16 protein-coding genes are annotated in these 14,700 nt (G+C 62.8%); 7 read left to right on the top strand and 9 right to left on the bottom strand.

The window, feature by feature from the left end:
- Window positions 1–78 precede the first annotated feature (78 nt).
- Together NKJ78_RS24590 and NKJ78_RS24585 are read left to right on the top strand one after the other, a co-directional pair.
- Window positions 79–1,059 (top strand): NAD(P)-dependent oxidoreductase, encoded by a 981-nt coding sequence (locus tag NKJ78_RS24590; protein WP_023737511.1) that lies wholly within the window; start codon window positions 79–81, stop codon window positions 1,057–1,059.
- Between the two features lie 3 nt (window positions 1,060–1,062).
- A complete protein-coding gene (locus NKJ78_RS24585) occupies window positions 1,063–1,440 on the top strand; it encodes a hypothetical protein (protein ID WP_023692018.1) in 378 nt (125 codons plus the stop codon).
- Window positions 1,441–1,462: 22 nt separating this feature from the next.
- On the opposite strand, the gene NKJ78_RS24580 is transcribed toward NKJ78_RS24585, so the two are convergent.
- The gene (locus NKJ78_RS24580) at window positions 1,463–2,758 is read right to left on the bottom strand and encodes an amidase (RefSeq protein WP_023737510.1); all 1,296 of its coding nucleotides are present in this window, start codon (window positions 2,756–2,758) and stop codon (window positions 1,463–1,465) included.
- A gap of 116 nt (window positions 2,759–2,874) precedes the next feature.
- Here NKJ78_RS24580 and NKJ78_RS24575 point away from each other — a divergent pair, with 116 nt between their 5' ends.
- Window positions 2,875–3,222 carry a GFA family protein gene (locus tag NKJ78_RS24575; protein WP_023669842.1) on the top strand — a complete coding sequence of 116 codons (348 nt, stop codon included), beginning with the start codon at window positions 2,875–2,877 and terminating at the stop codon, window positions 3,220–3,222.
- Window positions 3,223–3,439: 217 nt separating this feature from the next.
- Entirely contained in the window at window positions 3,440–3,850 is a 411-nt protein-coding gene (locus tag NKJ78_RS24570; protein WP_027048960.1) for a DUF4437 domain-containing protein, read from the top strand.
- Window positions 3,851–3,877: 27 nt separating this feature from the next.
- Here NKJ78_RS24570 and NKJ78_RS24565 read toward each other — a convergent pair whose 3' ends face one another.
- From NKJ78_RS24565 to NKJ78_RS24530, 8 genes are all read right to left on the bottom strand, one after another.
- On the bottom strand, window positions 3,878–4,669 hold the full coding sequence (locus tag NKJ78_RS24565) for an ABC transporter ATP-binding protein (RefSeq protein ID WP_348524262.1): 792 nt from the start codon (window positions 4,667–4,669) through the stop codon (window positions 3,878–3,880).
- 80 nt (window positions 4,670–4,749) lie between these two features.
- Entirely contained in the window at window positions 4,750–5,190 is a 441-nt protein-coding gene (locus NKJ78_RS24560; RefSeq protein ID WP_031205526.1) for a hypothetical protein, read from the bottom strand.
- Entirely contained in the window at window positions 5,187–6,275 is a 1,089-nt protein-coding gene (locus NKJ78_RS24555) for an ABC transporter ATP-binding protein (protein ID WP_023733630.1), read from the bottom strand. Before NKJ78_RS24555 ends, NKJ78_RS24560 begins: the two co-directional genes overlap by 4 nt.
- 1 nt (window position 6,276) lies before the next feature.
- Window positions 6,277–7,215: a carbohydrate ABC transporter permease gene (locus tag NKJ78_RS24550; RefSeq protein WP_023728572.1), complete on the bottom strand. Its 939-nt coding sequence runs from the start codon at window positions 7,213–7,215 to the stop codon at window positions 6,277–6,279.
- 3 nt (window positions 7,216–7,218) lie between these two features.
- Complete coding sequence (locus NKJ78_RS24545) at window positions 7,219–8,280, bottom strand: carbohydrate ABC transporter permease (protein WP_023835039.1); 1,062 nt, start codon at window positions 8,278–8,280, stop codon at window positions 7,219–7,221.
- Window positions 8,281–8,360: 80 nt separating this feature from the next.
- Window positions 8,361–9,794, bottom strand: coding sequence for an ABC transporter substrate-binding protein (locus NKJ78_RS24540; protein ID WP_023728574.1), 1,434 nt, complete (start codon window positions 9,792–9,794; stop codon window positions 8,361–8,363).
- Window positions 9,795–9,840: 46 nt separating this feature from the next.
- Window positions 9,841–10,953: an ABC transporter ATP-binding protein gene (locus tag NKJ78_RS24535; protein WP_031205525.1), complete on the bottom strand. Its 1,113-nt coding sequence runs from the start codon at window positions 10,951–10,953 to the stop codon at window positions 9,841–9,843.
- A gap of 302 nt (window positions 10,954–11,255) precedes the next feature.
- The gene (locus tag NKJ78_RS24530) at window positions 11,256–11,939 is read right to left on the bottom strand and encodes a TetR/AcrR family transcriptional regulator (protein WP_023740793.1); all 684 of its coding nucleotides are present in this window, start codon (window positions 11,937–11,939) and stop codon (window positions 11,256–11,258) included.
- 111 nt (window positions 11,940–12,050) lie between these two features.
- Between NKJ78_RS24530 and NKJ78_RS24525 the strand changes: the two genes are divergently transcribed.
- From NKJ78_RS24525 to NKJ78_RS24515, 3 genes are read left to right on the top strand one after another with little or no spacing between them, the layout of a single operon-like run.
- Window positions 12,051–13,244 (top strand): Tm-1-like ATP-binding domain-containing protein, encoded by a 1,194-nt coding sequence (locus tag NKJ78_RS24525; RefSeq protein ID WP_023740792.1) that lies wholly within the window; start codon window positions 12,051–12,053, stop codon window positions 13,242–13,244.
- Between the two features lie 13 nt (window positions 13,245–13,257).
- The gene (locus NKJ78_RS24520; protein ID WP_023669852.1) at window positions 13,258–14,112 is read left to right on the top strand and encodes a phosphoenolpyruvate hydrolase family protein; all 855 of its coding nucleotides are present in this window, start codon (window positions 13,258–13,260) and stop codon (window positions 14,110–14,112) included.
- 4 nt (window positions 14,113–14,116) lie between these two features.
- Complete coding sequence (locus tag NKJ78_RS24515; protein ID WP_023669853.1) at window positions 14,117–14,533, top strand: cupin domain-containing protein; 417 nt, start codon at window positions 14,117–14,119, stop codon at window positions 14,531–14,533.
- The last annotated feature ends 167 nt before the right edge of the window (window positions 14,534–14,700 follow it).

The following is a 14,700-nucleotide window of genomic DNA, read 5'->3' as shown; positions in this document are numbered from 1 at the left end:
GCAATTCCAGGAAAAGTGTGAAACGGTTTTCCCGGGAAAGCGCGCAGCGCTTTCGCTTGCGACAAACACGAGAGCCCCATGCCCAGAATCCTGTCGACGCACACGCTGCATCCGCGTGCCTCCGCAATGCTGGCGGGCGCCGGTGAACTCGTCGTCGCCTCAGCGCTCGATGCGGCAACGCTGACCGCCGAGGCGAAGCATGCCGACGTCATCATCGTTCGCGCACCGCTGCCGCCGTCGCTGTTCGAAAACGCCACGAAACTCAGAGCAGCGGTCCGCCACGGTGCCGGGCTCGACATGGTGCCCATGGAGGCCGCGGCCGTGGCCGGCGTGCTGGTCGCCAACGTGCCGGCGGTCAATGCGCGTTCGGTCGCTGAATATGTGATGTTCGCGGCCCTTGCCCTGCTTCGGCGCTTCCGTTCGGTCGACCGCGACTTGCGCGCCAAGGGCTGGAATGCCGGCCGCGACCACGCCAGCCATGCCAGCGAGCTTGCCGGCAAGACCATCGGCATCATCGGCTTCGGCGCCATCGGTCAGGCGGTCGCCCATATCGCCGCGCACGGCTTCGGCCTCGACGTCGTGGCGACGACCCGCAGCATGCAGCCGGCACCCGACAGGATCGGCTTCCTGTCGATCGATGCGCTGATCGAACAGAGCGACATCATCGTGCTCTGCTGCCCGCTGACGCCGGAAACGCGCGGCCTGATCAGCCGCGAACGCATTGCCCGCATGAAGCCGGACGCGCTTTTGATCAACATTTCGCGCGGACCGGTGATCGACGACGAGGCGCTGATCGAGGCCTTGCGCCAAGACCGGATCGGCGGCGCCGCACTCGACGTCTTTGCCACGCAGCCGCTGCCGGCAAACCATCCCTATTTCGGTTTCGACAATGTTATCGTCACCCCGCATATGGCGGGGATTACCGAGCAATCGATGATGCGCATGGGCGTGGGCGCGGCCGGCGAGACCTTGCTGGTGCTGGCCAACCGGCTGCCTGTCAATCTGCGCAATCCCGACGTGGTCGAGCATTACCGCAGACGGTTCCCGGCGGACGCGTGAACCATGTCCGGTTTTCGCTTCGCATCTCTGGTTCTCGCAGTGTCGTCGATCGTGGCCTTACCTTCGCTCGCGGCGGCACAAAGCAGCGATTATGTCTATTGCAGCAATGGGATCGTCTGCATGATGGCGCCCTGCCCGTCAGGCAATGCGCTGGATCTGACCACCGGCAATGTCGTTAAAGGCGTGGAGCTCAACACTACGGAATTGCCGCCGCTGGACAGATCGGCACCTGACCTCTCCGACAAGCTTTATGCTGGAAAACTCGTCGTCCGAGGATCGATCCAGCATCGCGGCCAGCCGAACGATCCGCCGATGCTGGTCGTTACCAAAATCGAACGCTCCTCCAAGAAAAGCGAGCGCAAGCGCTGCGCGGCACGTTGACTGCCGACCTACGGCTCGCTGCCTATCGGAGCAGCCGCTCGACTTCAGCCGCGATGCGCAGCAGATGGTGGTCGTGGCCATTGCGCGCCACCAGCATCAGTCCGGCCGGCAGCGTCATGCCGGGCATCGGCAGCGAGATCGCGCAGAGGTCGAACTGGTTGGCGACCTGGGTATTGCGCAGCAGCAGACCTTCGGTGCGTTCACGCAGAGCCGTATCCTCGGCCATCGAAACGATAGTCGGCGCTGTCACCGGCGTGGTCGGCAGAGCTAGCACATCGACCGAACCCAACCGCTCGTCCATGGCTATGCACAGTGCCGCGCGACGACGCATTGCCCTGATATAAACCGGCGTCGGTATGGCCGCCGCCCGCGACAGCAGCCCGCTGACATGGGGATCGACCGGCACCGATGCGCCCGTCGCCAGCCAGTCGGCATGGATTTCAGAACCTTCCATGGCCGCGATCGAGCCGCGTTTGGTGGCCAGGCGCAGATCGGCAATGAGGTCGTCGATCGAAATGTCCGTGAGCCACGCGCCTGCCTGCTCGATCCCGGCAAGGCTGCGATCGAACGCGGCGGCAATCTCCGTTTCCGTGTCTTCGAAAAGCAGGCCGCGCGGAATGCCGACACGAAGCCCGGCAAGCGCTAACGGCAGGTGCAGTTGCGGCATCTGCTCGCCCGTCATCGCGGCGTCAGCCAGGGCACACGCAGCAACACTCAGCGCCAGCGGCCCGATCGAATCCAGCGTCGCGGAAAGGGGATAGGCACCAGTCAGCGGCACGCGCCGCGCCGTCGGCTTGAAACCGACGACGCCGTTCAGCGATGCCGGGATGCGCACCGAACCGCCGGTGTCGGAGCCGATGGAAATGTCGCTCGTCCCCTCGCCAACGGACACGGCGGCGCCCGACGACGAACCGCCTGGAATGCGGCTGGTGTCGGCGGCATTGCCCGGTGTGCCGTAGTGCATGTTGTCGCCGATAGCGGTGAAGGCGAATTCGGTCATGTTGGTCTTGCCGATGATGACGGCGCCGGCCTGGCGCAGACGGCTGACGACCGCAGCGTCGTGCCGACGGGGCGCGGTGTCCCTCAGCATCAGCGACCCGGCCGTGGTCGGCTCGCCGGCGACATCGAACAGATCCTTGATCGACACGATGGTGCCGTCAAGCGGCCCGAGCGATACGCCGGCCTTCTTGCGCGCATCGGTGGCCTCGGCCGCTGCGCGCGCCGCCTCGGCATAGAGTTTGGTGAACACCTTCTCGCCTGCCGCGCAACTGGCAAGACGTGACAGGATGATCTCGAGACGATCGCGGATTGATTGCATGTCGATGTCGGATTCCGTCAAGGTGGAGCGTCTTTAAGGCATATGGGCCGCTAGGTCAGCGGAAGGAATAGCCCGGACAGCGTGCCTTTGCACCTGCCAGCGATAGGAAGGGACTGATGCTGTACAAAGGCAGCTGCCACTGCGGCAAGGTTGCGTTCGAATTCAAGGCGCAGCTGACCGGCGCCGTGCGGTGCAATTGTTCGATCTGCTCGCGCAAGGGCGCGCTGTTGGCCGCCATCCCGCATGACAGCCTGACGGTGCTGGCGTGGGGCGACGATCTCGGCACCTACACATTCGGCAATCATGCAATGGCGCATCGCTTCTGCCGCACCTGCGGCATCCATCCCTTTGCCGAGGATGTCAGTCAGGGCAGCGAACGCAGCGCCTACATCAACCTCAACTGCGTCGCCGATTTCGATCCCACCGGCCTGCCGGTCTTCGACTTCGACGGCCGCGCGGTCTGACCCTACGGTGGCCTCTCACCACAAAAGCAACGCCCCGAAAACCTTGATAGTTCTCGGGCCCGCTGCTTCAGCCAAGGATGGCTATCGGCTATTCGACGCGCTTAGGGCCGCGCGCGAACACAACGATCGCCGCCAGCAAGGTCGCAGCGCCACAATAGGCGAAGGCGCTGGCCACACCGGCATTGTCGACCACCAGGCCGCCGAAGACAGCGCGTTTCTGGCGCTCGCCGTTTCTTGCGTCTTTCCCGCTCGCGCCTTTGCCCTCGAGGACAGCTATCTCCCGGCCGACAAGATCCCCTATGTCGCCGAAGTGCCAGACCAGCCGCATCGCCTTGGCCCGTTGTGGGGTGACCGGGCCAAAGGCCCGGCGGGCACCTTGCTGAAAGTTCCCGGCAACTGGCGCGCGCCGGTTCATGCGCACACCGCCGACTATCGCGCGGTGGTCATCAAGGGACTGTGGGCGCATTGGCAAATGGACGGCGGCGAAGCGACGAAGGTCGAATTGCCGCCGGGATCCTACTGGACCCAGAAGGCCAACGAGATGCACGACGACGCCTGCCTCTCAGAGACGGAGTGCGTGATCCTGCTGATCAACGATACGCCTTACGAGACCTACTTCCAGAAATAGTCAGGCGGCGCCGTCGTTCGACCGCAACTAGCTGGCGTGCCGCAAGCTCACGCCGCTGCCCTTGTCGAACAGCACCACCTTGTCCTGATTCCAGGCAAAGCGCACCGGCTGCTCGATCTGGACATCGGTTCTGGCCGGCACCGTGGCGCGCAGCGTCGTGTCGCCGACCCGCAGAGTCAGGATCTTTTCCACGCCATGGTTCTCGACATCGTGGACGCGTGCCTCGACCGGCGCACCGCTTTCAAGATACACATCCTCAGGTCGAATACCGAAGACGAGCGGGCGACCGTCGGTCGCACCGCCCGCCTTGGCACCCCCAGAGAAAGGCAGTTCGAAATTTAGCGGCGCCATCACCGCGCGGCCGTTGACCAGCTTGCCATCGATCAGGTTCATCGGCGGCGAGCCGACGAAGCTGGCCACATAGGTATCGCGCGGATTGTTATAGATCTCGTGCGGCGTGCCGGTCTGGATGATGCGGCCATGGTTGAGCACGCCCACCTTGTCGCCCATCGACATCGCCTTGATCTGGTCGTGGGTGACGAACAGGAAGGTGGCGCCAAGCTGGATCTGCAGGTTCTTCAGTTCCGTGCGCAGCGCCTCGCGCAGTTTGGCGTCGAGCGCCGACAGCGGTTCGTCCATCAGGAACACGCGCGGCTTGCGCACGATGGCGCGGCCGATCGAAACGCGCTGCATCTCGCCGCCGGACAGACGATCGGTCTTGCGGTCGAGCAGATGTTCGATCCTGAGTGTTTTGGCGGCGCGGTCGACACGATCCTTGATCTCGGCGTCGGGTCCTCCGGTCAAGCCGGAGGATGACAGCGTGAGAGTTGAGAGGGCGACGCACACCGACCGTCGCGGACGGGCGCGAGCGCGACCTGCCGGATAGCGTCAGCTGCTGATCATCGCGCTGTCTTGTTGAGAGCGGTGACGATCAGCGCGAGAATCACCGCCGCGGCGGCGATTTCCCACACGAAAGCCTGCTTGTAGAAAGGCGGCGTGGCGAGCTGCGCCTTGCCGGCGAGAGTGTTGGGGTCCGGTGGATTGAGGAAGAAGACGCCGTAGAGATGCGCCGCCGTGATCGATACCAGCAGCGCAATGCAGAAGACCAGCGCCACGACCAGCGCTACGGTCACCACACTGCGCGCCTTGACGCCCGGCTGGGCCAACGGCAGCAGGTTGTTGATGAGCCCGGCAAGCACCACGAGACCGCTGCCGACCGCGTACAGGCCGATGGAAAAGGGTTGAAAGATCAGCACCAGCGCCAAGACGCCGAGGCCAATGATGAAGAGCTCGAGGCGGAACGCGCCGGCGCGGCTCATGCCGGAAGAACTGTCGCTCATGACCGCACCGCCTTTCCGGCGCCATCGAAGACATGGGTTTGCCTGGGATCGGGGCGTAGATTCAGCGCCTCGCCGACCTTGACCCACTGGCTTCTCGTCACCACGACGCGGATGTCGGCGCCTGCCGCCGTGCGGGCATGAATAAGGGTTTCGGCGCCCATGGGCTCGATGAGCTCGGCTCTGGCGGAGATGGTGCCACGGTCCCCCGTATCGGTCACGGTGAAAGCACGGGGGCGGACACCGATCGTCACCTTGCCGGGCTGCAGGCGCGCGACCGCCGCGTCCGTGCGGATCGCCAGACTAATGCCGGCCACGGTCATGTCCGCCGTGCCATCGGCGAAGGCCTTGAGGTCGGCCTCGAGAAGATTCATCTGCGGCGTGCCGATGAAGCTCGCCACGAAAGCATTGGCGGGCTTGGCAAATACCTCGTGCGGTGAGCCGACTTGCTCGATCAGGCCGTCCTTCATGATGGCGATGCGGTTGGCCATGGTGAGCGCTTCGAGCTGGTCATGGGTCACGATCACGGTCGCTTTGGAGAGGCCCTGCAGCACTTCCTTGATCTGGCCACGCATGGTTTGGCGCAGTTCGACATCGAGACGCGACAAGGGCTCGTCGAAGAGGAAGCAATTGGGGTCGCGGACGATGGCGCGGGCCATGGCGGCGCGCTGCTTTTCGCCCTCGGATATCTGGTTCGGCAGCCGGTCGAGAACGTGCTCCAAGTGAAGGATCGCGGCGACGCGGTTGACGCGGGCAGTCCGCTCAGCCCCGGAAATGCCGTCATGATAGAGCGGGAAGGCGATGTTCTCGGCGATCGATGCCGACGGGTAGAGCGCGTAGAACTGGAACACCATGGCGATGTCGCGCTTTTCGGGCGGCAGTTTGTTCATCACCTTGCCGGCGACGACGACCTCGCCGTCAGTGACGCTTTCCAGCCCGGCGATGACGCGTAAGGTCGTCGTCTTGCCACAGCCGGACGGGCCGAGAAGGCAGACGACCTCACCGGCGGCCACCGACAGGTCAACGTCCTTGACCGCGGTGAAGGAGCCGAAGCGCTTGGTGACTTTGCGGAGTTCGATGGTTGACATCTCAGCGCTTCACCGTGCCGAAGGTAACACCGCGCAACAGATGGTTTTGCAAGAAGAAGGTGACCAGGAAGACTGGGACGAGGAACAGGGTTTCGATGGCGGCAAGCAAAGTCCAGTCGGTGCCGCGTCCACCCGACGACACGGCCTGGTTCATGGCGACCGGGACCGTCCTCGTGTCGGGCCCCGAGAGCAAGAGGGCGAAGAGGAACTCGTTCCAGGTGAGGATCAGGCCGAACACGAACGTGGCGGCGAGCCCGGCAATGACCTGGGGCAGGCAAATCTTGAAGAACACCCGCATTCCGGACGATCCGTCGAGGCGGGCGGCATCCTCGACGTCTGGCGACAATTCATCGAAGAAGCTCTTCATCATCCAGATGGTGAAGGCCAGGTTGAAGGCGGTGTAGAGCATGATGATGCCGAGATACGAGCCCGACAGGCCCACTACGCGGAACATCAGGATCACCGGAATGATCACCACAATCGCCGGCAGCATGCGCGTGGTCAGGATGATGAACAGGTAGGTGTCATTGCCTTTCAGCGGATAGCGCGAGAAGCCGAAGGCCGCCAGGGTGCCGATGACCAGCGCCAGCAGCACCGAAGCCGAGGCGATGAAGATCGAGTTGAAGAAATAACGGTCGAATCCTGTCGCTTCCGGGGCACCGCCCGACGTCATCGAGCGAGAAAAGACGGACCCAAAATTTTCGAGCGTGGGCTTGAACACAAAATGATCCGGAATCAAGCCGAACAGCGACGTGGGCGACAGCGTCGGAGGCACCAGAAGCGCGTCGCCCTGCGGTTTGAAGGCGGTGAATATGATGAACAGCACCGGCAGAAAATAGATAAAGGCGACGACGGCCACGGCGAGCGTCCGCCCCCAGCCGGCCTCGTCTACTCCGCTGGCCCTGCGGAAGCCGAGCTTTCCCAATATCGATTCGGTCACGGGTTAGGCTCCCTGCGTACGGCGGTTTGCGAGGTACAGGTAGAGGTTGGTGAGAACGATCACCATGAACAGCATCAGATAGGAGATCGACGCGCCCTCACTCGTCTTGTTCTGCTCGTTGGCGATGCGGATCAAGTGATAGGAGATCGTCAGCGTGTCGTTGCCGCCCTTGGTGAGGAGGATGACGAGATCCGCCAGCTTGAATGCCTCGATGGTGCGGAAGAGAAGGGCCAACATCAGAAGGCCGCGGATGTAGGGGAAGGTGATCATCCAGAATTGCCGCCAGCTGGAAATACGGTCGATGGCAGCGGCCTCGTAAAGGTATTTCGGCACCGAGACGAGGCCCGCCAGCACAAGGAGCATGACGAAGGGCGACCACATCCATGCGTCGGCGAAAACGATTCCCGCCACGGCACCGACTTTGTTGCTCATCAGGATGAACTGGTTGCCGGAGATGGAATTGATGACGTAGCTGAGAATCCCGAATGTCGGGTCATAGTAGTAGGTGAAGAACACGCCAGAGGCGACAACCGAAAGCATCATCGGTGTCAGCACCAGGATCAACAAATACTTGCGCAGCGGAAATTGCTTGGCGAACAGGATGGCCAGCAGAAAGCCGACGATCATCTGCGCGGAGACGGTGAACACGACGAACATGGCGGTATTGATCAGCGCGCCCCAAGTCGCGTGAGCAGCGAGATCGTTGGTAAGGATCCGGATGTAGTTCCCGAGTCCGACGAAGCGGATCGTCTGCTGGTTTGCCTGGTAGGCGAAGAACGAAAGGCCCAGCGACCACAGCAGGGGGAAGATATTCATCACAAACAGAACGGCGATTGCCGGAGCGACCAGCAAGGCGCCGAAGTAGTGGCGGCGATACGCGTTGACGGTAAATGCGGCCGCGACCAACGCCACCGCGGCGCCCACCACCCAGAAGGAGACAGCCGCAGGCAAGCCCGCCATTGATATGGCCGACACGACGACAGCGACAGCGATGGCGAGTTTCCAGTTGTGGGCAACAACCGCGGTAAGGCGTGGTGTCAGCAGCGTGCTTGAAACAGCGGTCATGGGAGTCCGAAATATGGAGCGCCTGAAGTGGCAATGACGGGGAGCGGCTTTTGCCCGCTCCCCGCAGCTATGTCGGAAGGTTACTGGATAAGACCATCGTTCTTCAGGAGGTCCTCCTGGAACTTGGCGATGTTATCCAAGGTGGTCTTGGCGTCCTGCTTGCCAGTGATGGCTAGGTCGTACTGGTCCTGCTGCTGGGTGAGCAGTTCGAAGAACTGCGGCACGTGCCACATGTCCTTCTGCCAGTCGAGCGAGTTCGCCCAGGCGCGGTCCCACGGACGATAGGTCACATACTTCGGATCGCTGTAGACCGACTTGATCGCGGACTGGCCGCCGCCGGCGGCGAACTGGTGCTGGATATCAGGCGAGAGCCACCACTTCACGAAGCCAACCGCTTCCTTGATTTGCTCAGGCGTCGTCCAGGTGGTGAGAACGAAAGGCTGTCCGCCGATCTGTGACGTACGATTCACCTTGCCGTCGGCACCGCGCAGGCCTGGCGCCAATCCGAACACCAGCTTGTCGGCAACCTTCGACGTCTTGGGATCGAGCGAGGCTTCGGCGAGACCGATCCAGTCGATGTTCATGGCCACCTTGCCTTCACGGAACAACTGGTCCGAGACGAAGATGTCCATGGTGCCGGTCTTGACCACCGGCGGCATGAACTTCAGCAATTTGAGGAAATGCTCCATGCCCTCGATGGACTTCGGGGAGTTTACGACGCCTTCGGCATGTCCGGTCGGGGCCTTGGTTTCATCCCAGATGCCGCCGCCATGCTCCCAGACGAACGTGTGGACCGAGCTCGTCGAGAAGTCGTAGCCTTTGCCTGCCTGATAGGCGATGCCATAGAAATCGTCATCCAGCACCTGGCCGGCGAGCTTGTCGCCCTTCTTGCGCTGGAAGAATTCGCCAACATGCTCGAACGTGTTCCAGTCCATGGCGTCGATTTCTTCGCCGGTGCAGGGCAGCTTCTCATTGTACTTCGCCTTGTAGGCGGCCTGCTCGTCGTTGTTGCAGAGCACGTCCTTGCGGCCGTAGGTGACCAGCACGTCCGGGAACTGCGGGAAGCCGTAGTAGTTCGGCGTGCTGTTGGGATAGGTCGAGTAGGCGTTGAGCACGGCGGGATGCATCGACTCCATCGTCGCCTTGAGTTCCGGGTCGGCATCGATGAGATCGTTGATCTTGCGGAAGTAGCCGCCTTCGACGAAGGCGCCCAGCCACTGCGAGTCCGACACGATGAAGTTGTACTTCTTTTCGCCCGAGGTCAACGAGGCGTTGACGCGGGTGTAGAAATCCGGCCACGGAATGAAGTCCACATCGAGCTTCACAGTATTGCCAGACTTCGGCTTGTACTGCTCGTCGAAGAACTTCTTCATAATGCGGGTCGGGGGCCAATCCGGCACCGCCATCGTCAACGTCACTTCTTCGGCAGAGGCATAGGTCACGCCTCCCACCAGTAGTGTGGCAGCGAAGCTTGCGGCTGTCGCTAGCCCTTTCAGTTTGGTCATCGCCGTCATTCGCGTTTCCTCCCTTGGTTAACCGGATTGCTTCTCGCCGTTCGAGTCAGGTCATTGCCTGGCCGCTCGCGGCGCGGAAGACGTGGATTTTCCTGTTATCGATGGCGATCGATGCCGAATCGCCGGTCCTGATGCTGGCGGCGATCGCTTCCGGCAGCACCATGCGCAACATCTCGCCGCCGGCCTCGACCGAGACGATCGTTATGTCGCCGAGCGGTTCGACCAGATGCACCTTCGAGGCAACCCCGGCTTCGCCCTTGGCGGCGAGCCGAATGTCGCTCGGGCGAATGCCGATCAGCGCGGCCTCGTTGGCATCGGCAGTCTTTGGCGCCGTCGCCGGAACCAGAGTCCCGAGCGGCGTGTCGAAAGATCTGGTGTCGGCGCGCACCGAGGCCGTGAACAGATTCATGTGCGGCGAGCCGATCTTGCTGGCGACATAGGTATTGATCGGCTGCTCGTAAAGCTCGTCTGGCGTGCCGATCTGGACGATGCCCCCATCGCGCATGACGGCGATCGTCTCGCCCATCGAGAGAGCCTCGATCTCGTCGGGCGTGGCATAGATCACGGTCATGCCGAACTGGCGGTGCAGCCGCTTCAGCTCGGCGCGCGTCTCGTGCCGAAGCTTGGCGTCGAGATTGGTGAGCGGCTCATCGAGCAGAAGAATCTTTGGCCGGCGGATCAGGGAGCGGCCGAGCGCGACGCGCTGCTGCTCTCCGCCGGACAGGGTTGCCGGCTTGGCCTTCAGGCGGTGTGTCAGCTTCAGGATCTCGGCGGTCTCTTTCACCCGCTTGTCAATCTCGGCGCGCGCGGCTTTCTCCTCGCGCAGCGGGTAGGCGAGATTGTCATAGACCGTGAGGTGGGGGTAAAGCGCGAAAGACTGGAAGACCATCGAGATGCCTCGGCCGGCGATCGGCGCATGGGCCATGTCGCGGCCGCCGATCTCAAGCGTGCCGGAGTCGGCCTGGACGAGGCCGGCGATAGTGCGCAGCGTCGTCGTCTTGCCAACGGAGCTCGGCCCGAAGAGTACGAAGAAGCGGCCTTCGTCGACGGCGAAGCTCAGGTCGTTGATGGCGCGCACGGATCCATAGGCCTTGCTGAGCCCATCGAGGCGCAGCGCAATCCCCTTGCCGTCACTGGCGCGAGGCGACGTCTGCGTCACGATGCGCCACCTCGTGCGGACGGAACACGCGCCATCCGTATGATTCTCCTCGCCCTGCCGAAATGGACTGCGGCTGTCATTCTCGATCCGCCTTTTCTTTCCTAATCTGGTATTACCAATTTTGGATAGCCGTCAAGCTCTTTCTTGGACCACCACCGGACCTTGTATAACCGGATTCTTCATGTATCCGACTGTTTTCCCTTAATTTTCCTACTCGTTGATATAGGAGAGCCTTGTATCGGCACTGCCATCCCGGTTAACGTCAATAGTGGGCATCCAAATCTGGTCGAACCAGATTGGCGCTATTTCGCCAATGCCGCTGTCGGGGCCGCATCGATTTCAGCCGTTGATTCCGCCACCGCGGCGCGCACAAGGGCGCCCGCCGCCCATTGCGCGACCGACCGCATGCCGCGGCTATCGAGCCCCCAAATATCCTTCAGCACGATCAGCACTTCGACGCCGAACATCATCGACAGCGCCTGCGCCAGGCGCTTGAACTCGCGCGGCGGCAGCCGGCCCTTGAGCGGTGCGATGGCATCCTTCAGCAGCTGGACGCGATGTCCGCGCGTGAATTGCGGCTCGCCGCCCAGCGTGCCCGCCTGCCGCTGCGCCCATTGGTTGAGCGACAGTTTCAGCGCTGCCTTGAAAGTTGCCTCGAAAGCTTCGATGCGCGGCATGGCGGTATCGAACAGTTCGGCAACGCGCCGCCCGGCATCGGTGGACGTCGATTGCCAGGTCAGGATCGGCCCAAGCCCCTCGTCAACCACCGCCTGCACCAGGGCTGCCTGGCTGGGGAAATAGCGATAGGCGGTGGCGCGCGACACTTGCGCCGCCTCCGCGACTTCGCTGACCGACGGGGTGACGCCCGCCTGCATCAGCCGCGTCGCCGTCTTCAGCATCAGCCGTTTTGTGCGGGCTCGTGGGCCGCGTTCGGCAGCCTCGTTGGCGTCGTCGCTCCCAGCGGCTTGTTGACGTGAGACATCCATGTCAATACGATACGCGCGTCTCAAAAAATTTCAATGACCTTTGCCCACCGAAAGGCCGGCAAAGGGCGACAGGCGGTCCGGCGCCGGTCGGCCGGTGACGGGAGAAACGCGATGAAGCGCATCTACGTGGTGGGCACAGCCGACACCAAGGGCGAGGAACTTGCCTTCCTGGCCGATGCTATTGCCGCCACCGGCAGTTCGGTTGCCCGCGTCGACATCGGAACGCGCGGTGCCACGGTGCCGGTCGATATCCCGGCCAGCGAGGTCGCGGCGCATCATCCAGATGGAGCCAGTGGCGTGCTCGGCATCGATGATCGCGGCACGGCAGTGGCCCGCATGAGCGCCGCTTTCACAAGTTTCATTCGGTCGCGCGGCGACATATCGGGCGTGATCGGCATTGGCGGCGGTGGCGGCACGTCGATCATCACTGCCGGCATGCGCGCGCTGCCGCTTGGGCTGCCCAAGATCATGGTCTCGACGCTCGCCTCCGGCGACACCGCGGCCTATGTCGACGTCTCCGACATCATCATGATGCCATCGGTCACCGATATGGCGGGACTGAACCGGCTCTCCCGCACGGTGCTGCACAACGCGGCGCAAGCGATCGCCGGCATGGCCGCAAAGCCGGCGCCGACTGCCACCGGCAAGCCGGCACTCGGGCTCACCATGTTCGGCGTCACCACGCCTTGCGTGACCGCCATCGCGGATCAGTTGCGCGCCAACTATGACTGCATGGTTTTCCACGCCACCGGCACCGGCGGCCGCTCGATGGAGAAGCTCGCGGACTCGGGCCTGCTCGCCGGCGTCATCGACATCACCACGACGGAAGTCTGCGACCTGCTGCTCGGCGGCGTGCTGCCTGCGACGGAAGACCGCTTCGGCGCTATCGCCCGCACCGGGCTGCCCTATGTCGGCTCGGTCGGCGCGCTGGACATGGTCAATTTCTGGGCGCCGCCGACCATTCCCGAGAAGTTTAGGGGCCGGCTGTTTTACGAGCACAATCCCAACGTCACACTGATGCGCACCACGGCGGACGAATGCCGCAGCATCGGCGAATGGATCGGCGGTCGGCTCTCCAGCTGCGGCGGTCCCGTACATTTCCTGATACCGGAAAAAGGTGTCTCGGCACTCGATATCGAGGGCGGCGCCTTCTTCGACGCCGAAGCCGACGCCGTGCTGTTCGATGCCGTCGAGCGTACCATTAGGCCGAGCGCCACGCGCCGCGTCACACGCCTGCCGTTGCACATCAACGATCCGGAATTTGCCAAAGCCGCAACCGCGGCCTTCCTCGACATCGCCAGATAGTGAGAGCCAACAAATGCCCGCAATACCGCGCAAAGACATATTGAAGAAGTTCAAGGCGATGATCGCCGACGGCGTGCCCATCGTCGGGGGCGGCGCCGGCACCGGCCTGTCGGCCAAGGCCGAGGAAGCCGGCGGCATCGACCTCATCATCATCTACAATTCCGGCCGCTACCGCATGGCCGGGCGCGGCTCGGCTGCCGGCCTGCTCGCCTATGGCAACGCCAATGAGATCGTCAAGGAAATGGCCTATGAGGTGCTGCCGGTGGTCAAAAAGACGCCGGTGCTGGCCGGTGTCAACGGCACCGATCCCTTCGTCATCATGCCGTTGCTGCTTGCCGAGCTGAAGACGATGGGCTTTTCAGGCGTGCAGAATTTCCCGACCATCGGCCTGTTCGATGGCAGCATGCGCCAGAGTTTTGAGGAAACCGGCATGGGCTTCGGGCTGGAGGTCGACATGATCGCCGAGGCGCACAAGCTCGATCTTCTGACCACGCCCTATGTCTTCAACCCCGACGAGGCGCGCGCCATGACAAAAGCCGGCGCCGACATCGTCGTTGCCCATATGGGGGTGACGACCGGCGGCTCGATCGGAGCCACGTCGGCCAAGTCGCTCGACGACTGCGTGGTCGAGATCGACGCCATCGCCAACGCGGCGCGCTCGGTGCGCAAGGATGTCATCCTGCTTTGCCATGGCGGGCCGATCTCGATGCCGGATGATGCCCGCTACATCCTCGACCGCTGCAAGGGCCTGCACGGCTTTTATGGCGCGAGTTCGATGGAACGGCTGCCGGCTGAAGCCGCGATCGCCAGGCAGACGGCGGATTTCAAGGCCGTCATGCTGCACGACCAGAAGAAAAAGAAGGGATGAGATCATGACCGACAAGAGCAAGGTATTCGTATACCCGAAGGACGTGAGCGCCTTCGGCTTTGACTGGGGCAAGCTGTCGCTGACGGTGGCGCCTGAAGTGAATGGCGCTGAGCGCTTTTCCGGCGGTGTCGTCGACCTGCCCTCAGGCAAGGGACACACGCGCCACAACCATCCCGGCGCGGAAGAGATCATCTTCGTTATTTCGGGCAATGGCGAGCAGATGGTCGAGGACGAGGAGGGCAATCCGGTCGTCGCCAAGGTCGGCCCCGGCTGCACCATCTATGTGCCGGAAAGCCGTTTCCATTCGACACTGAACACGGGCGATGGGCCGATGCAGCTCTTCGTTGTCTATTCGCCGGCTGGACCCGAACTGGTGCTGCGGGAGTTGCCGGACTTCAGGTTGATCCCGGCGGGGAAATGATGATTTCTTCCAGGGGTAGCGCCGCCCCTCATTGTCTTGCCGGACATTTCTCCCCGTATAGTGACGGGGAGAAAGATGCTTTTGTCCGAACCGGATAGATAGGTAACAGAATGGACCGATAGCATGGGTGACAGTTTTCTTGTCCGCCGGAGGACCGGCGATGGTTT

The sequence above is a fragment of the Mesorhizobium sp. M0037 genome (assembly GCF_040323635.1).
Taxonomy (GTDB): domain Bacteria; phylum Pseudomonadota; class Alphaproteobacteria; order Rhizobiales; family Rhizobiaceae; genus Mesorhizobium.
Note: the sequence above shows the minus strand (reverse complement) of the source record. Positions and strands in the feature narration are given on the sequence as shown.

Excerpts from the sequence above, each read along its gene's own strand:
- NKJ78_RS24515 (WP_023669853.1), top strand. The coding sequence starts at position 14,117 with ATGACCGACAAGAGCAAGGTATTCGTATACCCGAAGGACGTGAGCGCC.
- NKJ78_RS24585 (WP_023692018.1), top strand. The coding sequence starts at position 1,063 with ATGTCCGGTTTTCGCTTCGCATCTCTGGTTCTCGCAGTGTCGTCGATC.
- NKJ78_RS24555 (WP_023733630.1), bottom strand. The coding sequence starts at position 6,275 with ATGTCAACCATCGAACTCCGCAAAGTCACCAAGCGCTTCGGCTCCTTC.
- NKJ78_RS24525 (WP_023740792.1), top strand. The coding sequence starts at position 12,051 with ATGAAGCGCATCTACGTGGTGGGCACAGCCGACACCAAGGGCGAGGAA.
- NKJ78_RS24545 (WP_023835039.1), bottom strand. The coding sequence starts at position 8,280 with ATGACCGCTGTTTCAAGCACGCTGCTGACACCACGCCTTACCGCGGTT.
- NKJ78_RS24590 (WP_023737511.1), top strand. The coding sequence starts at position 79 with ATGCCCAGAATCCTGTCGACGCACACGCTGCATCCGCGTGCCTCCGCA.
- NKJ78_RS24530 (WP_023740793.1), bottom strand. The coding sequence starts at position 11,939 with ATGGATGTCTCACGTCAACAAGCCGCTGGGAGCGACGACGCCAACGAG.
- NKJ78_RS24560 (WP_031205526.1), bottom strand. The coding sequence starts at position 5,190 with ATGAGCGACAGTTCTTCCGGCATGAGCCGCGCCGGCGCGTTCCGCCTC.
- NKJ78_RS24580 (WP_023737510.1), bottom strand. The coding sequence starts at position 2,758 with ATGCAATCAATCCGCGATCGTCTCGAGATCATCCTGTCACGTCTTGCC.
- NKJ78_RS24575 (WP_023669842.1), top strand. The coding sequence starts at position 2,875 with ATGCTGTACAAAGGCAGCTGCCACTGCGGCAAGGTTGCGTTCGAATTC.
- NKJ78_RS24540 (WP_023728574.1), bottom strand. The coding sequence starts at position 9,794 with ATGACGGCGATGACCAAACTGAAAGGGCTAGCGACAGCCGCAAGCTTC.
- NKJ78_RS24520 (WP_023669852.1), top strand. The coding sequence starts at position 13,258 with ATGCCCGCAATACCGCGCAAAGACATATTGAAGAAGTTCAAGGCGATG.